We start from the raw sequence: 25,585 nt of genomic DNA, 5'->3' as shown, positions 1-25,585 counted from the left end.
GCGGAGTAACTGATGACCACCCCGAACGAAAAAGTCGTTGAAGCGCTGCGGGCCTCCCTCAAGGAAACCGAGCGGCTGCGCCGCCGGAACCAGGAGCTCACCGACGCCTCCCGCGAACCCATCGCGATCGTCGGCATGAGCTGCCGCTTCCCCGGCGGGATCGCGTCCCCCGAGGACCTGTGGAAGCTCGTCGAGAGCGGCGGCGACGCCATCTCCGAGTTCCCCACCGACCGCGGCTGGGACGTCGAATCGCTGTACGACCCCGACCCCGACCACCCCGGCACCACGTACGCCCGCCACGGCGGCTTCCTCCACGAGGCCCCCGACTTCGACGCCTCCTTCTTCGGCATCTCGCCCCGCGAGGCCCTCGCCATGGACCCGCAGCAGCGGCTGCTGCTGGAAACCTCCTGGGAGGCCTTCGAGCGGGCCGGCATCGACCCGGCGACCCTGCGCGGCAGCCGCGCCGGCGTGTTCGTCGGCGCGTCCGCCAACGCCTACGGCGCCGGCTCGGGCGAGCTCCCCGACGGAGTCGAGGGACACCTCCTCACCGGCACCGCCTCCAGCGTGGTCTCCGGCCGGCTCGCCTACGTCTTCGGCCTGGAAGGCCCCGCCGCCACCATCGACACGGCCTGCTCCTCGTCGTCCGTCGCCCTGCACATGGCCGTCCAGGCGCTGCGCCAGGGGGAGTGCTCGCTGGCCCTGGCCGCCGGCGTCACAGTCCTCGCCGGGCCGGAGGTCTTCGTCGAGTTCAGCCGGCAGCGCGGGCTGTCGCCCGACGGCCGCTGCCGGTCCTTCGCCGAGGCGGCGGACGGCACCGGCTGGTCGGAGGGCGTCGGCGTCCTGCTGGTGGAACGCCTCTCCGACGCCCGCCGCAACGGCCACCACGTCCTGGCCGTCGTCCGGGGTTCGGCCGTCAACCAGGACGGCGCCTCCAACGGCCTGACCGCCCCCAACGGCCCCGCGCAGCAGCGCGTCATCCGCCAAGCCCTGGAGAGCGCCCGCCTCACCCCCGGTGACATCGACGCCGTCGAGGCGCACGGCACCGGCACGACCCTCGGCGACCCGATCGAGGCCCAGGCGCTGCTGGCCACGTACGGCCAGGACCGGCCCGCAGACCGGCCGCTGTGGCTGGGCTCCCTCAAGTCGAACCTCGGGCACACCCAGAACGTCGCCGGTATCGCCGGCGTCATCAAGATGGTCATGGCGATGCGGCACGGAGTGCTGCCCCGCACCCTGCACGTCGACGAGCCGACCTCGCACGTCGACTGGACGGCGGGTGCGGTCGCGCTGCTCACGGAGCAGCGGGCCTGGCCGCGGACCGGACGCCCGTACCGGGTCGGCGTCTCCGCCTTCGGCGTCAGCGGCACCAACGTCCACACCATCATCGAGCAGGCTCCGGAAGCCGACCGGACCCCCGAGGAGGGGACCGCGACCCCCGCGCCCACGACCGCCGGTCCGGTCGTGCCCTGGCTCCTCTCGGCGAAGACCCGGGACGCCCTGCGCACCCAGGCCGGACGGCTGCTCGCGCACGCCGCGGATCATCCAGGGGTGAACCCCGTGGACGTCGCCACGTCACTGGCCGTCGGCCGGGCGGTGTTCGAGGACCGCGCGGTGGTCGTCGCCGCCGACCGCGACGGCCTGCTGGCCGGCCTCGCCGCACTGGCCGAGGACGGCACGGCGACGGGCGTGGTATCGGGCACCCCGACCGTCGGCAAGCTCGCGTTCCTGTTCACCGGTCAGGGCAGTCAGCGGCTGGGGATGGGTCGCGAACTGTACGACGCCTACCCGGTGTTCGCGGAGGCGTTGGACGCGGTATGCGAGTCGTTGGATCTCGAACTTCCGTTGCGGGAGGTTCTGTTCGGGTCGGATGTCGATCTGTTGGGTGAGACCCGGTTCACGCAGCCTGCGTTGTTCGCGGTCGAGGTGGCGTTGTTCCGGCTGCTGGCGTCGTGGGGTGTGAGGCCGGACTTCGTGTCCGGGCATTCGATCGGTGAGATCGCTGCCGCGCACGTGTCCGGTGTGTTGTCGTTGGCGGACGCGTGCGCGTTGGTGGCGGCGCGTGGTCGGTTGATGCAGGCGCTGCCGGCGGGTGGTGTGATGATCGCGCTGGAGGCGGCGGAGGACGAGGTCCTGCCGTTGCTGACGGATCGGGTGAGCATCGCGGCGATCAACGGTCCGCGTGCGGTGGTCGTCGCGGGTGACGAGGACGCGGCCGTGGCGGTCGTGGATGCTTTGGCCGGTCGTAAGTCCAAGCGGCTCGCGGTGAGTCACGCGTTCCACTCGCCGCACATGGACGGCATGGTGGACGCCTTCCGTCAGGTGGTGTCAGGCCTGTCGTTCGCCGCCCCGAGCATTCCGATCGTCTCCAATCTGACCGGCGCTCTGATCGCCGACGGTGAGATGGGTTCGGCGGAGTTCTGGGTACGGCACGTCCGCGAGGCGGTCCGCTTCCTCGACGGTGTCCGCACGTTGGAAGCCGCCGGCGTGACGACGTACGTGGAACTCGGCCCGGACGGGATCCTGTCGGCCCTCGCCCAGGACTGCCTCACCGCGGAGTCCGCCACCCGGGACGCCATCTTCGTACCCGCCCTGCGCAAGGGCCGCCCCGAGGCCGAGGTGCTGGTCACCGCCCTCGCGCGGGCCCACGTCCGCGGCGTCCGCGTCGACTGGCGGGCCTTCTTCGCCGGCGCCGGTACCGGACGCGTCGACGACCTGCCCACCTACCCCTTCCAGCGGCAGCGCTACTGGATCGAGCCCGGCAGCCCGATCGGTGACCTCGGCGCGGCCGGACTCGACGCCGCCGCGCACCCGCTGCTCGGCGCGACCGTCGCCCTCGCCGACTCAGGGGGCCTCGTCTTCACCGCGATGCTCTCCTCGACCACCCACCCCTGGCTCGTCGATCACGCCGTGATGGGCAGCGTGCTGCTCCCCGGCACCGCCTTCGTCGACCTGGCGATCTGGGCCGGCGACCAGGTCGGCTGCGGAGTCCTCGAAGAACTCACCCTCGAAGCACCGCTCGTACTGCCCGAACGCGGCGGCGTACAGCTCCAGATGCACGTGAGCGCGCCCGACGCCGACGGCAGCGGTCGCCGCTCCCTCGGCCTCTCCTCCCGCCCGAAGGACGGCGAAGCCGACGAGCCCTGGACACGGCACGCCGGCGGCGTCCTCGCCCCCGCCACCCTCTCGGCGGCCCCGACACCCTTCGCCGCCGGCCAGTGGCCCCCGGCGGGCGCCGAACCCCTCCCCACGGAGAACCTCTACGCCGACCTCGTCGAGGTCGGCATGGGCTACGGCCCCGTGTTCCAAGGGCTCACCGCCGCCTGGCAGCGGGGCGACAGCGTCTACGCCGAAGTCGCCCTGCCCGAGCAAACCGCCACCGCGGCGGCCGACTTCGGCCTGCACCCCGCGCTCCTCGACGCGGCGCTCCACACGCTGGGCCTCGGAGTCCTCGGCGGCACCGACGGCGAGGGCCGGCTCCCGTTCGCCTGGAGCGGCGTGACCCTCCACGCCAACGGCGCCGACGCCCTGCGCGTGCACCTCACCCCGACGGGCCGGGGCGGCGGCATCCGCCTGGAGATCGCGGACCCGACGGGCGCGCCCGTCGCCACCGTCGACTCGCTCGTCCTGCGCGCCGTATCGGCCGAGCAGGTCCGGGCGGCGGCCACCGCGCACCACGAGTCCGTGTTCCGCACCGAGTGGACGCCGCTGCCCGCGACCCCCGCCGCCACCCCGGCCGGCGGCCGTTGGGCGGTCCTGGGCGCCGAGGTGCCCGCCGCCCTCCGCGCCGCGGGCGCGACCGGTGTCACGATCACCGTCCACGCGGACCTGGCCGAACTCGCGGCCGCCGTCGACGCCGGAGCAGCCGTCCCCGACGTCGTGTTCACCGGCTACGGACAGGCGGCGGCCGAACACCCGGCCGGCTCCGAGGGGCAGGACGCCGACGGCCGGCCCGCCACCGCGCCCGAGTTCTCCGCCGATGCCGTGCACCGGGCCGCGCACCACGCCCTCGCCCTCGCCCGAACCTGGCTGGGCGAGGAGCCCTTCGCCGGCGACCGGTTCGCCGCCACCCGTCTCGTCGTCCTGACCAGCGGCACCGTCGCGGCCGGCGACGGTGGGACCGACACGGTCACCGACCCCGTCCACGCGGTCGTCCGGGGCCTGCTGTCCTCCGCGCAGGCCGAGAACCCCGACCGGATCCTGCTGCTGGACACCGACGCCGCCACCGACACCGACGCCGGTGAAGCCTCCGCCACCGCCCTGCCCGCCGCCTTGGCCGGTGCCGTCACCGCGGGAGAGCCGCGCCTCGCCCTGCGCGCCGGGACCGTCCACGTACCGCGCTTCACCCGGGTGGCCCGGGAGACCCCGGAGACCGACACGGACCGGCCGGCGGGCGCCGGCGTCACGTACGCGCCGGAGTCGACCGTCCTGATCACCGGAGCCGGCGGGCTCCTCGGCGGGCTGATCGCCCACCGGCTCGTCGCCGAGCACGGCGTACGCCACCTGCTGCTCGTCGGCCGGCGCGGCGGATCCACCCCCGGAGCACAGCGGCTCACCACCGAACTCACCGCCGCCGGTGCCTCGGTGACATGGGCGGCCTGCGACGTCGCCGACCGGGACGCGCTGGCCGCCGTACTGGAGGCGATACCCGCCGCGCACCCGCTCGGCGCGGTCGTCCACACCGCCGGCGTCCTCGACGACGGCATCGTCACGTCCCTCACGCCCGAACGCCTGTCGGCCGTCCTGCGGCCCAAGGCCGACGCGGCCTGCCACCTGCACGAACTGACCCGCGACCTCGACCTCTCCGCCTTCCTGCTGTTCTCCTCCATCGGCGGCGTCCTCGGCGGCGCCGGCCAGGGCAACTACGCGGCGGCCAACGTCTTCCTCGACGCCCTCGCCCAACACCGCCGCTCCCTCGGCCTGCCCGCCACCTCCCTCGCCTGGTCCCTGTGGGCCGACGGCTCGGGCATGGCCGGCAGCCTCACCGACGCCGACATCAGCCGCATGACCCGTGGCGGACTGCCCCCGCTCACCTCGGCCGAGGGCCTCGACCTCTTCGACCTCGTCCACCGCATCGACGAACCCGTACCCGTCCTGATGCGCGTCGACCTCCCCGGCCTGCGCACGCAGGCCCGCGCGGGTGCCCTGTCCCCGCTGCTGCGCGGACTCGTACGGGTCCCCGTACGCCGTACCGCGGGCGGCGCCGCGGCCGGTGTCTCCGGCCTGCGGGCGAGCCTCGCCGGGCTCCCGGCCGCCGAACAGGACCGTGCGCTCCTCGACCTCGTACGCAAGCAGGTCGCCTCGGCGCTCGGCTACCCGGGCGCCGCCTCCGTCGAGCCCGGCCGGTCCTTCAAGGAACTCGGCTTCGACTCGCTGACCGCCGTCGAACTGCGCAACCTGCTCGGCGAGGCCACCGGCCGTCGACTGCCCGCCACCCTCGTCTTCGACTACCCGACGGCCACCGCCCTCGCCCAATACCTCCGCCAGGAGATCGTCGGCGACCTCGCGGACGACGCGGGCGACCGCGCGAGCGGCCCCACTTCCCGCCGGGCCGCCGCCACGGCCGCCGGCCAGGACGACGACCCGATCGCCATCGTCGCCATGAACTGCCGCTTCCCCGGAAACGTCGCCTCTCCCGAGGACCTGTGGCGGATGCTCGCCGAGGGCCGCGACGGCATCACCGCCTTCCCCGCCGACCGCGGCTGGGACCTCGACACCCTCTACAGCGACGACCCCGACCGCGAGGGCACCAGCTACGTCCGCGAGGGCGGCTTCCTCCACGAGGCCGCCTCCTTCGACGCCGCCTTCTTCGGGATCTCCCCGCGCGAAGCCCTCGCCATGGACCCCCAGCAGCGCCTGCTGCTGGAGACCACCTGGGAGACGTTCGAACGCGCCGGCATCGACCCGACCACCCTGCGCGGCAGCCGCACCGGCGTGTTCATCGGCTCCAACGCCCAGGACTACCTCCAACTGTGGCTGAACGACGGCGACGGCCTCGAAGGACACCTCGGCACGGGCAACGCCGCCAGCGTCGTCTCCGGCCGCATCTCCTACAGCTTCGGCCTGGAGGGGCCGGCCGTCACCGTCGACACCGCCTGCTCCTCCTCGCTCGTCACCCTGCACCTCGCCGCGCAGGCCCTGCGCAGCGGCGAGTGCGCCATGGCCCTTGCCGGCGCGGTCACCATCATGTCCACGCCCGGCGCGTTCACCGAGTTCAGCCGCCAGCGCGGCCTCGCGGACAACGGCCGCATCAAGGCGTTCGCCGCCGCCGCCGACGGCACCATCTGGTCCGAGGGCGTCGGCCTGCTCCTCCTGGAACGCCTCTCCGACGCCCGCCGCAACGGACACCCCGTCCTCGCCGTGGTCCGCGGCACCGCCGTCAACCAGGACGGCGCCTCCAACGGCCTCACCGCCCCCAACGGCCCGTCCCAGCAGCGCGTCATCCGCGAAGCACTCGCCGACGCCGGCCTGACCGCCACGGACGTCGACGCCGTCGAAGCCCACGGCACGGGAACCCGACTCGGCGACCCCATCGAGGCCCAGGCCCTCCTGGCCACCTACGGCCAGGACCGACCCGAGGGCCGGCCGCTGCTGCTCGGCTCGGTGAAGTCGAACATCGGCCACACCCAGGCCGTCGCCGGCGCCGCGGGCGTCATCAAGATGGTCATGGCGATGCGGCACGGCATCCTGCCCCAAACCCTCCACATCGACGAGCCCACCCCGTACGTCGATTGGACGGCCGGCGACATCGAGCTGCTGACCGAACAGCGGACCTGGCCCGAGACCGGCCGTCCGCGCCGCGCCGGCATCTCCTCGTTCGGCTACAGCGGCACCAACGCCCACGCCGTCATCGAGCAGGCCCCGCACCCCGCGGACGACTCCGCGTCCCCGACGCCCACCGCGCCCGGGATCCCGGTCCTGCCGTGGCTCGTCTCCGGCCGCACCGCAGCCGCCCTGCGCGCCCAGGCGGACCGCCTGCACCCGGCCGCGGCCGACGCCGTCGCCGCCACGGGAACCCGCGGCGCCCTCGACCTCGGCCACTCCCTCGCCGCCCACCGCGCCGCCCTGGAACACCGCGCGGTGGTGCTGGCCCCGGCGTCGGACGCCGAGTCCCTCCTCGGCCGCCTGACGGCCCTGGCCGCCGGCGAACCGGTACCGGGCCTCGTCCAAGGCGTGGCATCGAGCGGCGGCCTCGCCTTCCTGTTCACCGGCCAGGGCAGTCAGCGACTGGGTATGGGGCGCGAACTGTACGACGCGTATCCGGTGTTCGCGGCCGCGTTGGACGAGGTGTGCGGTCGGCTGGAGCTCGATCTGCCTTTGAAGGACGTGTTGTTCGGGTCGGACGCGGTCCTGTTGGACGAGACGCGGTTCACGCAGCCGGCGTTGTTCGCGGTCGAGGTGGCGCTGTTCCGGCTGCTCGCATCGTGGGGTGTCCGGCCGGACTTCGTGTCGGGGCATTCGATCGGTGAGATCGCTGCCGCGCACGTGGCGGGTGTGCTGTCGCTGGACGACGCGTGTGTGTTGGTGGTGGCGCGTGGTCGGTTGATGCAGGCGCTGCCGGCCGGTGGCGTGATGATCGCGGTGCGGGCTTCGGAGGACGAGGTCCTGCCGCTGTTGACGGACCGGGTGAGCATCGCGGCCGTCAACGGTCCGCAGTCGGTGGTGATCGCGGGTGATGAGGACGCCGCTGTCGCGGTGGTGGAGTCGCTCGTCGGCCGCAAGAGCAAGCGGCTCACCGTCAGCCACGCCTTCCACTCGCCCCACATGGACGGCATGTTGGAGGACTTCCGCCAGGTGGTGGAGGGCCTGTCGTTCGCGGCGCCGCGCATTCCGATCGTGTCGAACCTGACCGGCGCCCTCATCGCCGAGGGCGAGATGGGCTCGGCGGACTTCTGGGTCCGCCACGTCCGCGAAGCGGTCCGCTTCCTGGACGGAGTCCGCACCCTGGAAGCCGCCGGGGTGACGACGTACGTCGAGCTGGGACCGGACGGTGTACTGTCCGCCCTCGCCCAGGAGTGCCTGACGGGCGACGCGGAGACCGCCTTCGTTCCCGCCCTGCGCGCGGACCGGGGAGAAGCGGAGACAGTCGTCACCGCCGTGGCCCGGGTCCACGTCCGGGGTGTTGACGTCGACTGGTCGACGTTCTTCACCGGCACGGGCGCCCGGCGCATGGAGCTGCCGACGTACGCCTTCCAGCGACAGCGCTACTGGCCCGAGACCATCCTCTGGAACGGCCCGGTCGCCTCCACGCCGGCCGCCGGCGGGGTGGACGCCCGGTTCTGGGACGCGGTGGAGAGCGGCGACCTGACGTCGCTGGCGTCCGAACTGGACGTGCCCGGCGACGCACGCATCAGCGACCTCGTCCCCGCCCTGTCGGCCTGGCGCCGACAGGGCCAGGAACAGTCGGAGATCGACGGCTGGCGCTACCGGGTGTCGTGGAAGCCGCTGACGGACGCCGGTGCCGGTGTGCGGCTGTCGGGTGTCTGGCTGGTGGTGGTTCCTGCCGGAGGCGTGGATGACGCGGCTGTGGTGGGTGCGTTGGTCGGGCGTGGGGCCGAGGTGCGCCGGGTGGTGGTGGAGGCGGGTACCGAGCGGGAGTCCTTGGCCGGTCTGTTGTCGGGCGTCGGCTCTGTGGCCGGTGTGGTGTCGCTGCTGGCTCTGGGGGAGTCGGCGGGTGTCGTTCAGAGTGCTGTTCTGGTGCAGGCGTTGGGTGATGCCGGGGTGGGGGCGCCGTTGTGGTGCCTGACGCGTGGTGCGGTGAGTGTGGGTCGTTCCGATGTCCTGGTGTCGGCGGTTCAGGCGCAGGTGTGGGGTCTGGGTCGTGTGGCGGCGTTGGAGGTTCCGGAGCGTTGGGGTGGTCTGGTGGACCTTCCCGAGGTGTGGGACGAGCGGGCGATGGGCCGCTTGGCGGGTGTGTTGGCCGGTGGTTCTGTCGGTGAGGACCAGGTCGCGGTGCGTTCTTCGGGCGTCTTCGGGCGTCGTTTGGTGCGTGCGGTGGCGGGGGGTACGGATTCTTGGGTGCCGTCGGGGACGGTGTTGGTGACCGGTGGTACGGGTGCGCTGGGTGGTCGGGTGGCCCGGTGGTTGGCCGGGGCGGGTGCCGGGCGTCTGGTGCTGACCAGTCGTCGGGGTGTGGACGCTGCGGGTGCGGCCGAGTTGGTTGCCGAGTTGTCGGAGCTTGGTGTCGAGGTGTCGGTGGTGGCGTGTGATGCCGCTGACCGGGATGCGTTGGGTGCGCTGCTGGCCGCCGAGGCGGACACGTTGACGGCGGTGGTGCATACGGCTGGGATCCTGGACGACGGGGTGCTCGACGCTCTGACTCCGGAGCGGTTCGAGTCCGTGTTGCGGGCCAAGGCGGTTTCCGCGCTGAACCTGCACGAGCTGACCGTCGAGCTGGGTATCGAGTTGTCCGCGTTCGTGTTGTTTTCCTCGATGAGCGGCACGGTGGGTGCGGCCGGTCAGGGCAACTATGCTGCCGCGAACGCCTATTTGGACGCGTTGGCCGAGCAGCGTCGTGCTGCCGGTCTGGTCGCGACGTCGATCGCGTGGGGTCCGTGGGCCGAGGGCGGCATGGCGGCCGATGAGGCGATGGACGCCCGGATGCGCCGTGGCGGCGTACCGCCCATGAACGCCGACCTGGCGATCACCGCTCTCCGGCAGGCCGTCGGTTCGGACGAGGCGGTACTGACCGTCGTCGACTTCGACTGGGCTAAGTTCGCGCCCGGGTTCACCGCCGTACGCGTCGGCAAGCTGCTCGCCGACCTGCCCGAGGCCGAGGCCGTCACCCGGGGTGCGGAGCGGGCGGGCGACCGTACCGAGCGCGCGGGCTCTTCGCTCGCCGAGCGCCTGCGGGGCCTGCCCGCCGACGACCGGGAGGCCTTCCTCCTCGACCTCGTGCGTGCACAGGTCGCCGAGGTCCTCGGCCACTCCGGCGCCCAGGACGTCGAGGCGGGACGCGCCTTCCGCGAGATCGGATTCGACTCGCTCACGGCGGTCGAACTCCGCAACCGGCTCGGCGCCGCCACCGAACTGCGGCTGTCGGCCACGCTCGTCTACGACTACCCGACCCCGGCCGCGCTCGCCGCCCACCTGGGTTCCGAACTCCTCGGAACCCAGGTCGAGGCCGCGGGCCCGACGGTCAGGGCCGTCGACGACGACCCGATCGCGATCGTCGCCATGAGCTGCCGCTTCCCCGGCGGAGTGCGCACGCCGGAAGACCTCTGGCAGTTGGTGGCGTCCGGTACCGACGCCATTTCCGACCTTCCCCTGGACCGCGGCTGGAACGTCGACGCCCTCTACGACGCCGACCCGAGCACGCAGGGCACCTCGTACGCCCGCGAAGGCGGCTTCCTCTACGACGTCGCCGACTTCGACGCCGGCTTCTTCGGGATCTCGCCGCGCGAGGCCCTCGCCATGGACCCGCAGCAGCGCCTGCTGCTGGAAACCTCGTGGGAGGCCTTCGAGCGCGCCGGCATCGACCCCGAGACGCTGCGCGGCAGCCAGGCCGGTGTCTTCGTCGGTACCAACGGACAGGACTACCTGTCCGTGCTCCTGGAGGAACCGGCCGGTCTGGAAGGGCATTTGGGTACGGGCAACGCGGCGAGCGTGGTGTCCGGCCGGCTGTCGTACGTGTTCGGCCTCGAAGGACCGGCGGTCACCGTCGACACGGCCTGCTCGTCGTCCCTGGTCGCGCTGCACTGGGCGATCCAGGCGCTGCGTCAGGGTGAGTGCGACCTGGCCCTGGCCGGTGGCGTGACCGTGATGTCCACGCCGGGCACGTTCATCGAGTTCAGCCGTCAGCGCGGGCTCGCGGCCGACGGCCGGATCAAGGCCTTCGCCGCCGGCGCGGACGGTACCGGTTGGGGTGAGGGTGTCGGCATGCTGCTCGTGGAGCGCCTGTCGGACGCCCGCCGCAACGGACACCCGGTGCTGGCGGTCGTACGTGGTTCGGCCGTCAACCAGGACGGTGCGAGCAACGGCCTGACCGCGCCGAACGGGCCGTCGCAGCAGCGGGTGATCCGTGCGGCGCTGGCCGGCGCGGGCCTGACCGCCGCCGACGTGGACGCCGTCGAGGCCCACGGCACCGGCACCACCCTCGGCGACCCGATCGAAGCCCAGGCCCTGCTGGCCACCTACGGGCAGGACCGGCCCGAGGGCCGGCCGCTGCTGCTCGGTTCGATCAAATCGAACATCGGGCACACGCAGGCCGCGGCCGGTGTCGCGGGCGTCATCAAGATGGTGATGGCCATGCGGGAGGGGGAGCTTCCCGAAAGCCTCCACATCGACGAGCCGTCCCCGCAGGTGGACTGGCAGGCGGGTGACATCGAACTGCTGACCGAGCGGCGGCCCTGGCCGGAGACCGGCCGTCCGCGCCGGGCCGGCGTCTCCTCGTTCGGCTTCAGCGGCACCAACGCACACACGATCATCGAGCAGGCCCCGCCGGCGCCGCAGCTGTCACAGCTGTCGCAGGCGGAGCTCGGCGCGGGCGACGCGGGAGCCGTGGAGCCGAGTGCCCGGCGGATGCCGCTGCCGCTGGTGATTTCGGCGAAGAGCGGGACGGGGCTGCGGGCCCAGGCCGACCGGCTGCGGGCGCGACTCCAGGCGGACCCCGAGCTGTCGCTGACGGACGTCGGCAGGACGCTGGCGACCGGCCGCTCGGCGTTCGAGGAGCGGGCGGCGGTGACCGCCACGGACCGTGAGGGCCTGCTGGCCGGTCTCGCGGCCCTGGCGGACGGAGACACGGCGCCGGGAGTGGTGACGGGGTCGCCGGTCGGCGGGAAGGTCGCCTTCCTGTTCACCGGTCAGGGGAGCCAGCGCCTCGGCATGGGGCGTGAACTGTACGACGCCTACCCGGTGTTCGCGCAGGCTCTCGACGCCGTGGGTGCGCGTCTGGATCTCGAAGTGCCGTTGCGGGACGTTCTCTTCGGGTCGGATGCGGGCCTGTTGGACGAGACGCGGTTCACGCAGCCGGCGTTGTTCGCGGTCGAGGTGGCGCTGTTCCGGCTCCTCGAGTCGTGGGGTGTGAAGCCGGACTTCCTCTGCGGGCATTCGATCGGTGAGATCGCCGCCGCGCACGTGTCCGGTGTGCTGTCGCTGGACGACGCGTGCACGTTGGTCGCGGCGCGTGGTCGGTTGATGCAGGCGCTGCCGGCCGGCGGCGTGATGATCGCCGTTCAGGCTTCGGAGGACGAGGTCCTGCCGCTGCTGACGGACCGGGTGAGCATCGCGGCCGTCAACGGCCCGCAGTCGGTGGTGATCGCGGGTGATGAAGACGCCGCGGTGGCCATCGCCGCATCCCTCAGCGGTCGTAAGAGCAAGCAGCTCTCGGTCAGTCACGCGTTCCACTCGCCGCACATGGACGCCATGTTGGAGGACTTCCGCCGGGTGGTGGAGGGACTGTCGTTCGCGACGCCGCGCATCCCGATCGTGTCGAACCTGACCGGGTCCCTCGTCACCGAGGAACTCGCCACCGCGGACTTCTGGGTCCGCCACGTCCGCGAAGCCGTTCGCTTCCTCGACGGCATGCGGGCCCTGGAGGCCGCGGGGGTCACGACGTACCTCGAACTCGGGCCCGAGGGTGTCCTGTCCGCCCTCGGACAGGAGTGCCTGACCGAGCCGAGTGCGGTGTTCGTGCCGGTGCTGCGCAAGGGGCGGTCCGAGACGGAAACGGCCATGGCCGCGCTGGCCGGCAGCCACGTCCGCGGGATCCCCGTCGACTGGCAGACGCTCCACGGGAACGGCGCCGTACGCGTCGACCTGCCGACGTACGCCTTCCAGCGCAGCCGGTACTGGCCGGAAACGGCGCTCGGGCGACGCGGCGGGGCCGCGGGCACGGGCCCGGAGGTCGACGGGTGGCGGTACCGGGTGTCGTGGAAGCCGCTGGCGGACGTCGACGGCGCCGGCGCGGGCCTGTCCGGGTCCTGGCTGCTGGTGGTTCCGACCGCCGGCGTGGACGACACGGCCGTGGTGGGCGCGCTGAGCGGGCGTGGGGCTGAGGTCCACCGCGTGGCGGTCGAGTCCGGCACCGATCGGGAAGCCCTTGCCGGGCTGCTGTCCGGTGTGGAAAGCGCCGTCGCCGGTGTGGTGTCCCTGCTCGCATGGGACGAGTCGGCCGGTATCGGCGCGACAGCCGTCCTGGTGCAGGCGCTCGGCGATGCCGGGGTCGGGGCGCCGCTGTGGTGCGTGACGCGTGGTGCGGTGAGCGTGGGTCGTTCGGATCGGCTGGTGTCGCCGGTTCAGGCGCAGGTGTGGGGTCTTGGTCGGGTGGCCGCGCTGGAGGCGCCCGAACGCTGGGGTGGTCTCGTCGACCTTCCCGAGGTGTGGGACGAGCGGGCGATGGGCCGGTTGGCCGGGGTCCTGGCCGGTGCTCCTGCCGGTGAGGACCAGGTCGCGGTGCGTTCGTCCGGGGTCTTCGGGCGCCGTCTGGTCCGTGCCGCCGCCGTTCAGGGCGAGCCGTCCTGGGCGCCGTCCGGGACAGTGTTGGTGACCGGTGGTACGGGTGCGCTGGGTGGTCGGGTCGCGCGGTGGTTGGCCGGAGCCGGCGCCGGGCGTCTGGTGCTGACCAGCCGGCGGGGCATGGACGCCCCCGGGGCGGCCGAGCTGGCCGCCGAGCTGTCGGAGCTGGGTGTGGAGGTGTCGGTGGTTGCGTGTGACGCCGCCGACCGGGATGCGCTGCGCACGCTGCTGGCCACCGAGGCCGACACGCTCACCGCGATCGTCCACACCGCCGGAATCCTGGACGACGGCGTGCTCGACGCCCTCACGCCGGACCGGTTCGAGTCCGTACTCCGGGCCAAGGCGGTCTCCGCCCTCAACCTGCACGAGCTGACCGTCGAACTCGGCATCGAACTCTCCGCGTTCGTCCTGTTCTCGTCCGTCACGGGTACGTGGGGCACGGCCGGCCAGGCCAACTACGCAGCGGCCAACGCCTACTTGGACGCGCTGGCCGAACAGCGGCGTGCCGACGGCCTGGCCGCCACGTCGATCGCGTGGGGCCCGTGGGCCGAGGGCGGCATGGCCGCCGACGGCGCGCTCGACGCCCGCATGCGCAAGGGCGGCGTACCGCCCATGGCCGCCGGGTCGGCGATCGACGCCCTCCACCGCGCCCTCGACGCGAACGACACCGTCGTCACCGTCGTGGACGTGGACTGGGACCGGTTCGCCACCGGCTTCACCGCCGTGCGCCCCGGCAACCTCTTCGCCGAACTACCGGAGGCACGCGGTGCCTTCACCGCACGCGGGGCCGACGCAGGGTCGTCCGACGGGTCGGGCCACGGTCGGCAGTCCCTCGTGTCGCGGCTGGCGGGACTCTCCGTCGCCGAGCGGGACCGGCTGCTGCTGGACCTCGTCCGCAAGGAGGTCGCCGCGGTCCTCGGTCACGCCGGAGCGGAAAGCGTCGGCGCGGGACGGGCGTTCAAGGAACTCGGCTTCGATTCGCTGACCGCCGTCGAACTCCGCAACCGGCTGGGTTCCACCACCGGACTGCGCCTGCCGGCCACACTCATCTACGACTACCCGACCTCCACGGACCTGGCGGACCACCTGCGCGGTGAACTGCTCGGCAACGCGGAAGCGGTGAGCGCTCCCGCGGCGCGGGCGACGGCCAAGCCGGGCGACGACGATCCGATCGCGATCGTCGCGATGAGCTGCCGCTTCCCCGGTGGCGTGCGCACCCCCGAGGACCTGTGGCAGCTGCTTGCCGCCGGCGGCGACGCCATCGGCGAGTTCCCGGCCGACCGGGGCTGGGACGCGGAGGAACTCTTCGGGCCGCGCTCCGAGCAGGAGACCCCGTACGCCCGCGAAGGTGGATTCCTCTACGACGTCGCGCAGTTCGACCCCGGATTCTTCGGGATCTCACCGCGCGAGGCCCTCGCCATGGACCCGCAGCAGCGGCTGTTGCTGGAGACCTCGTGGGAGGCGTTCGAGCGGGCCGGCATCGACCCGTCGTCCCTGCGCGGCAGCCAGGCCGGCGTGTTCGTCGGGACCAACGGGCAGGACTACCTTTCGCTCGTGTTGAACTCCGCCGACGGCGGAGACGGGTTCATGAGCACCGGCAACTCCGCGAGCGTCGTCTCCGGCCGCCTCTCCTACGTGTTCGGCCTCGAAGGGCCGGCCGTCACCGTCGACACCGCGTGCTCGGCATCGCTCGTGGCCCTGCACCTCGCCGTACAGGCGCTCCGCAACGGCGAATGCTCGATCGCTCTGGCCGGTGGTGTGACGGTCATGTCGACACCGGGAGCGTTCGTCGAGTTCGCCCGCCAGGGCGGCCTCGCCGCGGACGGCCGGATCAAGGCCTTCGCGGAGGGCGCGGACGGTACGGGTTGGGGTGAGGGTGTCGGCATGCTGCTCGTGGAGCGGCTGTCGGACGCCCGCCGCAACGGTCATCCGGTGCTGGCGGTGGTGTGTGGTTCGGCGGTCAACCAGGACGGTGCGAGCAACGGTCTGACGGCACCGAACGGGCCGTCGCAGCAGCGGGTGATCCGTGCGGCGCTGGCCGGCGCGGGTCTGACCGCCGCCGACGTGGACGCCGTCGAGGCCCACGGCACGGGCACGAAGCTGGGCGACCCGATCGAGGCGCAGGCGCTGCTGGCCACGTACGGGCAGGACCGGCCCGAGGGCCGGCCGCTGCTGCTCGGTTCGATCAAGTCGAACATCGGGCACACCCAGGCCGCGGCCGGTGTCGCGGGCGTCATCAAGATGGTGATGGCCATGCGGCACGGCACGCTGCCGCAGACCCTGCACGTCGACGGGCCCACCCCGCACGTCGACTGGACGGCGGGCGAGGTGGAACTGCTGACCGAGCAGCGGGCGTGGCCTGAGACCGGCCGCCCGCGCCGGGCCGGTGTCTCCTCGTTCGGTGTGAGCGGCACGAACGCCCACACCATCCTGGAGCAGGCCCCTGAAACGCCCGATGCGATGGAGGCCCCCGAGTCACCGGAGGCCGACGAGTCCGGCGCCTGGCCGTGGATCCTCACCGGCCGTACGCAGGCCGCTCTGCGCGACCAGGCCGCCCGGCTGCTCGGCCACCTCGCCGGCGGCGGCGGGGCACGGCCGGTGGACGTCGGTCACTCGCTCGCGACCGGCCGGGCCCTGCTCGACCACCGCGCCGTGATCGTCGCGGACGGGGAGGAGGCTTACCGAGGGGCGCTGACGGCGCTCGCGGCAGGCGACTCCGCCGCCGAGCTGACCCGGGGTGTGGCGAACACGGAACAGATGGTGGCTTTCCTGTTCACCGGGCAGGGCAGCCAGCGGATCGGGATGGGGGGTGAACTGTACGACGCCTTCCCGGTGTTCGCCGCCGCGCTGGACGCGGTGTGCGAGCGGCTCGACCTGGAAGTGCCGCTGAAGGAGGTGCTGTTCGGGGCGGATGGCGGCCTGCTGGATCGGACCGAGTACGCCCAGCCGGCGTTGTTCGCGGTGGAGGTGGCACTGTTCCGGCTGCTGGAATCGTGGGGCGTGCGGCCGGACTTCGTGTCCGGGCATTCGGTCGGTGAGATATCTGCCGCGCACGTGGCGGGTGTCCTGTCGCTGGACGACGCGTGCACGCTGGTCGCGGCGCGCGGCCGGTTGATGCAGGCGCTGCCGACTGGTGGCGTGATGATCGCCCTGCAGGCCTCGGAGGACGAGGTCCTGCCGTTGCTGACGGACCGGGTGAGCGTCGCCGCCGTCAACGGCCCGCAGTCGGTCGTGATCGCGGGTGACGAGGACGCGGCGACGGCGGTCGTGGAGGCCTTCACCGGCCGCAAGTCCAAGCGGCTCACGGTGAGTCACGCGTTCCATTCGCCGCACATGGACGGCATGCTCGCCGACTTCCGCAAGGTGGCGGACGGGCTGGCGTACGCGACGCCGCGCGTCCCGATCGTCTCGAACCTGACCGGCGCCCTGATCGCCGGGGACGAGATGGGCAGCGCGGACTTCTGGGTCCGGCACGTCCGCGAGGGTGTCCGGTTCCTCGACGGCGTCCGCGCGCTGGAAGCCGCCGGCGTGACCACGTACCTCGAACTCGGTCCCGACGGGATCCTGTCCGCCCTCGCCCAGGACTGCCTGGCCGAGGCGACCGTCACGTGTGTGCCCGTGCTCCGCAAGGCACGCGCCGAGGCCGTGACCCTCGTCACCGCCCTCGCGCAGGCGCACGTCCAAGGCGTCACCGTCGACTGGACGGCCTTCTACGCCGGGACCGGCGCGCGGCGCGTCGACCTGCCGACGTACGCCTTCCAGCGCGAGCGCTACTGGATCGACTCCTTCGCGGCGCTGGAGGACGCCGCCTCGCTCGGCATCGAGTCGGCGGGGCACCCGCTGCTCGGCGCGGCGGTCGAACTGCCGGACACGGGAGGGTTCCTGTTCACCGGCCGACTGTCCCGCCGTACGCACCCCTGGTTGGCCGGCCACGTCGTGGCCGACTCGGTGGTCGTGCCCGGTGCGGCCTTCGTCGAACTCGCGCTGCGGGCCGGCGCCGAGGCCGGCTGCGGCCGGCTGGAGGAGCTGACCCACGAGGCACCGCTCGTGCTGCCTGAGGTCGGAGCCGTACAGCTCCGGCTCACCGTCGGCGGGGCGGACGACGCCGGACGTCGCACCGTCCAGGTACACAGTCGGACCGAAGCGACGGACGGCCCCACGGCACACGGCGGGACCTGGTCCCGCCACGCCACGGGCCACCTCGGCGAGACCGAATCCGAGACCGAATCCGAGACCGAATCCGGGGCCGCCTTCGAAGCCCCCTTCGAAGCCGAGTGGGCAGCCGGGGGCGTCGTCGGCTCCGTCGGCGCCGAAGCGTGGCCGCCCGCCGACGCCGTGGAGGTTCCCGTCGAAGACGTGCACGAGCGCCTCGCGGTCGCCGGGCTCCACCACGGACCGGAGCTCAGGACCCTGAACGGGATCTGGGTGCGCGGCGACGAGGTCTTCGCAGAGGTCGGACTCTCCGACGAACTGCGCTCCCCGGCAGCTGGGTTCGCCCTCCATCCCGCTCTCCTCGACGCGGCGGTACAGGCCCTGGCCGCCACCGCCGCGGACACCACCGCCCGCGAACCGCTCGCCTGGCGCGGAGTACGGCTCCACGGGGCGGGCGTGGACGTGGCCGACACGCTGCGCCTGCGGATCACCCCGGGCGGCGCGGACACCGTGTCCGTCGAACTGGCCGACGCGCAGGGCGTGCCCGTCGCGTCCGTCGCGACCCTGGTGACCCGGGAAGTCGACGTCGAGCGGTTCACGGCGCCGGCCCCCGACGGGGTCCACGACTCGCTGTTCCGCCTCGACTGGGTGCGGACGACGGCGGCCGCCCGGGTGGGCTCCGCGACCCTCGCGGTCATCGGCGCCGGCTCCGGCGCCGACTCGTTCGCCGCCGCCCTGGGCGACGCCGGGGTCCCCGTCGCGACGTACGAGGACCTGGTGGCCCTGGAGGAAGCCGTCGCCGCCGGGCGCCGGCCCGCGCCCGACACCGTGGTCGTGCCGTTCACGGCGAGCACCGGCCGCACCCCGGCCCACCCGACGGCGGACGAGGTCCACGAGGTGACGCACCGGGCGCTCGCGACCGTGCAGACCTGGCTGGACAACGGCCGCTTCGCCGGCGCACGCCTCGCCGTCGTCACCCGGGGCGCCGTGGCCGCGCACACCGACACCGAGGCCGTCGACCTCGCCCACACCCCGGTGTGGGGCCTGCTGCGCGCGGCGCAGACCGAGCACCCCGACCGGTTCGTACTCGTCGACCTCGACGGGAGCGATGCCTCAGGGCGGGCCCTCGCGGCCGCCCTCACATCCGAGGAGCCCGAACTCGCCGTACGCAACGGAACGCTGTACGTACCGAGGTTGGCCCGGGTGGACACCGTCGCCGGGACGACGGACGGGGACGACACGAAGAGCCGCATCGACACCCGCGGTACGGTCCTCGTCACCGGGGCCGGCGGCGGACTCGCCGGCCTCCTCACCCGCCACCTGGTCACCGAACACGGCGTACGCCACCTGCTGCTCACCGGCCGCCGCGGCGGCGACACGGAGTCGGCCGGCGAACTCACCACGCGGCTGACCGCGTTGGGGGCGCAGGTCACCTGGGCGGCGTGCGACGTCGCCGACCGGGCCGCACTGGCCGCGCTGCTGGACTCCGTACCGGCCGAGCGTCCGTTGACGGCGGTCATCCACACGGCGGCCGTCCTGGACGACGGCGTCGTGGACCTGCTCACTCCCGAGCGCGTCGACCGGGTGATGCGGCCCAAGGTCGACGGGGCGCTGAACCTGCACGAGTTGACCCGTCACCTCGACCTGTCGGCGTTCGTCCTTTTCTCGGCCGCCGCCGGCACCCTCGGCGGTGCGGGTCAGGCCAACTACGGTGCGGCGAACGTCTTCCTCGACGCGCTCGCCCGGCACCGCCGGGCCGGCGGGCTCGCCGCACTGTCCCTGGTGTGGGGCATGTGGGCCGAAGAACGCGGCATGGCGGGCCGGCTCACCGACGCGGAGCGGGGACGCGCCGCGCGCGGCGGTGTCGCGCCGCTGTCGGCACGGGAAGGCCTCGCGCTCTTCGACGCCGCCCTCGCGGCGGACGGCGAGCCGGTCCTGCTGCCCGTGGCCGTCGACCTCCCCACCCTGCGGGCCCGGGCCGCGGACGGCGGGATCCTCCCGATGTTCCGCGGCCTGGTCCGGACCCCCGTCCGACAGCGGCGACGGGCGACGGCGTCGTCCGTCACCTCCCCCGCCGACGGCACGACCGCGCCCGACGGGGCGGGGGAGCAGTCGCCGGCGCAGCGGCTCGCCGGGCTGGCGCCGGCTGAGCGGGAGCGGACCGTACTGGACCTTGTGCGGGGGCAGGTCGCCGCCGTACTCGGCTACCGGTCCGCAGAACAGATCGGGGAGGAGCAGGCGTTCAAGGAGCTGGGCTTCGACTCGTTGACCGCGGTCGAGCTGCGCAACCGGCTCGGCGCGGCCACCGGGCTGCGCCTGTCCGCCACCTTGATCTACGACTACCCGACCCCGGCCGCTCTCGCCCGGCAGGTGCTCGGCGAGCTGGCCCCCGAGGGGACGAGCGGCCGCAAGCTCTCCGTACTGGAGGAACTCGACCGCCTCGAAAGCACCTTCTCCTCGCTGGACCCGACGGAACTGGCCGCGACCGCCGGCGACGACGCGGCCCACGCACGGGTCGCGGTACGGCTCCAGACCCTGCTGGCCCAGTGGAACGAGGCCCGCGGGACGGACGACGAGGCGGGCGCCGGCGAGATCGAGGACGCGAGCGACGACGAGCTGTTCGCCCTCATCGACAAGAAGTTCGGTCAGGGCTGAACCCCAACCACCCCCAGGCCGTACCGCCGGAACCCCTGTTCCGGCGGTACGGCCCCGGGCTTGCCGATATTCCTCAAATATCCTCGGGCTACCCCCGGCTCCCGGATCCGACTCGAACTCACTCGAACTCACTCGGACTCACTCGATCTCCCCGGATCTCCAAGGATCCGTCCGGCCTCCCCGGAACTCCCTTGAATTCTTGAGCCGTCCCTCCACGGTCTCGACACGCGAATAGGTGAAGCGCCAGTGGCGAACGAAGCAAAGCTCCGCGAATACCTCAAGAAGGTCACGACGGATCTCGACGAGGCGTACGGACGTCTGCGGGACATCGAGAGCCAGGCCCACGAGCCCGTCGCCATCACGGCCATGAGCTGCCGCTTCCCCGGCGGCGTCCGCTCGCCCGAGGAACTGTGGGACCTGCTCGCCGCCGGCGGCGACGCCCTCACCGCGTTCCCCACCGACCGGGGCTGGGACCTGGACCACCTGTTCTCCGACGACCCCGACGAACAGGGCACCTCGACCACCCGCGAGGGCGGGTTCCTCGACGGTGCCTCCGCGTTCGACGCCGACTTCTTCGGGATCTCCCCGCGCGAGGCCATGGCGATGGACCCGCAGCAGCGGCTGCTGCTGGAAACCTCCTGGGAGGCGTTCGAGCGGGCCGGCATCGACCCGCACACCCTGCGCGGTAGCCGGAGCGGCGTCTTCGTCGGCATGAACGGCTCCGACTACCTCACCCCGCTGCTCGAAGCGAGCGAGGACTACGCGGGCCACCTCGGCACCGGCAACGCCTCCAGCGTCCTGTCCGGTCGCCTCTCTTACACCTTCGGCCTCGAAGGCCCGGCGGTCACCGTCGACACCGCGTGCTCGGCATCCCTGGTCGCCCTGCACCTCGCGGTGCAGGCCCTGCGGGCGGGGGAGTGCTCCATGGCCGTCGCCGGCGGCGTCCACGTCATGTCCACGCCCGGACTCTTCGTCGAGTTCAGCAAGCAGCGCGGACTGTCCACGGACGGCCGCTGCAAGGCCTTCGCGGCGGGCGCCGACGGCTTCGGCCCGGCGGAAGGAGTCGGCGTCCTGCTCCTGGAACGACTCTCCGACGCACGAAAGAACGGTCGCCCGGTGCTCGCCGTGGTCCGTGGCTCCGCGATCAACCAGGACGGCGCCTCGAACGGCCTGACGGCCCCCAACGGCCCCTCGCAGCAGCGCGTCATCCGCCAGGCCCTGACCAACGCGCGGCTCTCCACCGATCAGATCGACGTGGTGGAGGCCCACGGCACGGGAACCTCACTCGGCGACCCGATCGAGGCACAGGCCCTGATGGCGACGTACGGACAGGCCCGCGCCGAGGGACAACCGCTGTTCCTGGGCTCGGTGAAGTCGAACATCGGGCACACCCAGGCCGCGGCGGGCGTGGCGGGCGTGATCAAGATGGTGCTGGCCATGCGGCACGGGGTCCTGCCCCGCACCCTGCACGTCGACGAGCCCTCGCCCCACGTGGACTGGCAGTCCGGCGCCGTCGAACTGCTCACGGAACGTACGACGTGGCCCGAGACCGACCACCCGCGTCGTGCGGGTGTGTCGTCGTTCGGGTTCAGTGGGACGAACGCGCACGTGATCGTGGAGCAGGCGCCGGAGGTGGAGGCCTCCGGTTCTGGTGTGGGTTCTGGTGTGGGTTTGCCGGTGGTGCCGTGGGTGTTGTCGGGCAAGAGTGCGGCGGCTTTGCGGGCGCAGGCGGATCGTCTGGTGGGTTGGTTGCCGGGTGGTGCGGGTGTGGATCCGGTGGATGTGGGTTGGTCGTTGGTGTCGTCGCGTGCGGGTTTGGATCATCGTGCGGTGGTGCTGGGTGATCACGTGGCGGGTGTGGGTGCGGTGGCGTCGGGTGCGATGGCCGCGGGTGTGGTGACGGGGTCGGTGATCGGTGGGAAGACGGCGTTCGTGTTCCCGGGTCAGGGTTCGCAGTGGGTGGGGATGGCGGTGGGTCTGTTGGACTCGTCGGCCGTGTTCGCGGCGCGGATCGATGAGTGTGCGAAGGCGTTGGAGCCGTTCACGGACTGGTCGTTGATCGATGTGTTGCGGGGTGTGGAGGGCGCGCCGTCGTTCGATCGGGTGGATGTGGTTCAGCCGGCGTTGTTCTCGGTGATGGTGTCTCTTGCCGAGGTGTGGCGGGCGGCGGGTGTGCGTCCGGGTGCGGTGATCGGGCATTCGCAGGGTGAGATCGCTGCCGTGTGTGTGGCGGGGATCCTGTCGCTGGAGGATGCGGCTCGGGTGGTTGCCCTGCGCAGTCAGGCGATCGGTCGGGTGCTGGCCGGTTTGGGTGGCATGGTCTCCGTGCCCCTGTCCGCTGTCGAGGTGCGTGAGCGGATCGCGCCGTGGGGCGAGGCGCGGATTTCCGTCGCCGCTGTCAACGGCCCGTCCTCGGTGGTCGTTTCCGGTGAGGTCGAGGCCTTGGAAGAACTCCTGGCCGCTTGCGAGGCTGACGGGATTCGTGCGAAGCGGATCGCGGTGGACTACGCCTCGCATTCCGCCCAGGTCGATCTCCTGAAGGACGAACTGGGCGAGTTGCTCGCGCCGATCGTTGCGCAGCCCGCGCGGGTGCCGTTCCTGTCGACCGTGACGGGTGAGTGGGTCAATGGGCCCGAGCTGGACGCGGGTTACTGGTTCCGCAACCTCCGCCAGACGGTCGAGCTGGAGGAAGCCACTCGCACGCTCCTCGATCAGGGTTTCGGCGTGTTCATCGAGTCGAGCCCCCACCCCGTGCTGACCGTCGGGATGCAGGAGACCGTGGAGGACGCGGGCCGCGAGGCGGCCGTCCTGGGCTCCCTGCGCCGCAACGAGGGCGGGTTGGAACGCTTCTGGTTGTCGCTCGGTGAGGCGTACGTGCGGGGTGTGGCCGTCGACTGGGACGCCGTGTTCGCCGGTACGGGTGCCCGGCGCGTGGACCTGCCGACCTACGCCTTCCAGTCGCAGCGTTTCTGGCCCGAGCCCGCCCCCGTCGAAGCGGGGGAGCAGGCTGCGGAGAGTGTGGTCGACGCCCGGTTCTGGGACGCCGTCGAACGGGAGGACGTGACGGCGCTCGCCGAAGCGCTGGCCTTCGACACGCCCGACGCGATCCAGTCGCTGGGTACCGTCCTGCCGGGTCTGTCCTCCTGGCGGCGACAGAGCCGCGAGGAGTCCACGGTCGACGGATGGCGCTACCGGGTCACCTGGAAGTCCCGGGCCGACGATCCGACCCGGCAACGCCTGTCCGGGGTGTGGCTCGTCGTCGTACCGGAGGCCCCGGCCGGGGACGACGCCGCCGCCGGTGTGCTGCGTACGCTCGCCGAGCACGGCGCGGAGGTCCGTACGGTCACCGTCGCCGCCGGAGCCGCCGACCGGGACGCGCTCGCCACCACGCTGAAGGCCGTCACCGCCGGGGCGGACGACCCCGCGGGCGTCGTCTCCCTCCTCGCCCTCGCCGGCGATGCCGCCTTTGCCGCCGGGCTCGCGCTGTCCCAGGCCCTCGGTGACGCCGACGTGGCCGCGCCCCTGTGGTGCGTCACCCGGAACGCGGTCGCCGCAGGGCGGACCGACCGGGTCGAGGACCCGGAGCAGGCGCTGATCTGGGGTCTCGGTCGGGTCGCCTCCATGGAACAGGGGGGCCGCTGGGGTGGCCTGGTCGACCTGCCGTCGGAGGTCGATGACCGGACCTTGGGCCGGCTCGTAGGGGTGCTGGCCGGTGACGGCACCGAGGACCAGGTGGCCGTGCGGGCTTCCGGGGTGTTCGTACGGCGTCTCGTGCGGGCCCGCCTCGCCGAGTCGCCGGTCGTGCGCGAGTGGCGTCCGGCCGGTACGACGCTGGTCGCCGGGGGGACGGGCGCGCTCGGCGCGCACGTGGCCCGCTGGCTCGCTTCGAACGGTGCGGAGCACCTGGTCCTTACCAGTCGTCGTGGTCCGGACGCGCCCGGCGCCGCCGAGCTGCGCGCGGAGCTGATCGCGCTCGGCGCGGACGTCACCGTCGCCGCCTGCGACGTCGGCGACCGCGAGGAACTCGCCGCCCTCCTGGCTTCCGTACCCGCCGACCGGCCGCTCGGCGCGGTGATCCACGCGGCGGCCGTCGTCGATGACGGGGTCATCGAGACGCTCACCCCCGAGCAGGTCGCCGGTGTCCTGCGGGTCAAGGTCGACGCGACGCGGAACCTGCACGAGCTGACCCGTGACCTCGACCTGTCGGCGTTCGTCCTCTTCTCCTCCTTCGCCGCCACCTTCGGCGCCCCCGGCCAGGGCAACCAGGCCCCCGGCAACGCGTTCCTGGACGCCTTCGCCGCGTACCGGCGGGCCGAAGGCCTGCCCGCGACCTCCCTCGCCTGGGGTCCCTGGGGCAGTGCGGACGGCGACGACAGCGCGGCGGGCGACCGGATGCGGCGCCACGGCATCATCGCCATGTCGCCCGCCCGGACGCTGGCTTCGCTCCAGCACGCCCTGGACCGGGACGAGAGCACCCTCACCGTCGTCGACATGGACTGGAAGCGGTTCACCCTCGCCTTCACCGCCGACCGGGACCGTCCGCTACTGCTGGAACTCCCCGAGGCCCGGCGGGTCATCGAGAGCGCGGAACGCGAGACCGCCGACGACCTGGCCGGGGGCGCGCCGCTGACGCGGCAGCTCGCCGGGCTGCCCGAGGTGGAGCAGGAGCGCCTGCTGCTGGACCTGGTCCGCACGGCCGTCGCCGCCGTCCTCGGGCACCCCGACCTGACGGCCGTCGAAGCCGGGCGGGCGTTCAAGGAGCTGGGATTCGACTCCCTCACCTCCGTCGAGCTGCGCAACCGGCTCGGCGCCGTCAGCGGGCTGAAGCTGCCGGCCAGCCTCGTCTTCGACCACCCCACCCCGGCCGCCGTCGCCGCCTACCTGCGCGCCGGGATCGTGCCCGACGCGGTGGCCGGCGGGGCCCCGCTGCTGGAGGAACTCGACCGACTGGAATCCGTACTGGAACAGGGCACGGGCGACAACGTGGTGCGGGCCAGGGTGACGATGCGGCTCCAGTCGCTGCTGACGAAGTGGAACGACAGCGAGGACCCGACCGCCGCCGGTCCGACGGAAAACGTCGCGGCGGCCCTCGGGGTCGACGGCGCCGGTGGCGACGCGACGGCCGGTGCGGACGGGGACGTCGACGCGGCGGACCAGCTCCAGGACGCCAGCGACGAGGAACTGTTCGCCTTTATCAACAAGGGACTCGGTCGTTATTGACGGTCTGCCGATTTTCGGTGAAGATGACCAGCTCCCGTGAGTAATTGCCCGGGAAACACTGCCCCCTACGCATTCCCCCACCAGGGGTGCGTAGGGGGCAGTTAGG

General features: G+C 72.8%; 2 protein-coding genes. Both read left to right on the top strand.

Annotation, left to right across the window (positions count from 1 at the left end):
• The first annotated feature begins 12 nt into the window (after window positions 1-12).
• On the top strand, window positions 13-20,259 hold the full coding sequence (locus ACZ4XJ_RS05750) for a type I polyketide synthase (protein ID WP_468495420.1): 20,247 nt from the start codon (window positions 13-15) through the stop codon (window positions 20,257-20,259).
• A gap of 246 nt (window positions 20,260-20,505) precedes the next feature.
• On the top strand, window positions 20,506-25,479 hold the full coding sequence (locus tag ACZ4XJ_RS05745) for a type I polyketide synthase (RefSeq protein WP_468495419.1): 4,974 nt from the start codon (window positions 20,506-20,508) through the stop codon (window positions 25,477-25,479).
• Window positions 25,480-25,585 lie beyond the last annotated feature (106 nt).

This window comes from Streptomyces sp. NPDC029836 (assembly GCF_055574495.1).
Note: the sequence above shows the minus strand (reverse complement) of the source record. Positions and strands in the feature narration are given on the sequence as shown.

Excerpts from the sequence above, each read along its gene's own strand:
- ACZ4XJ_RS05750 (WP_468495420.1), top strand. The coding sequence starts at position 13 with ATGACCACCCCGAACGAAAAAGTCGTTGAAGCGCTGCGGGCCTCCCTC.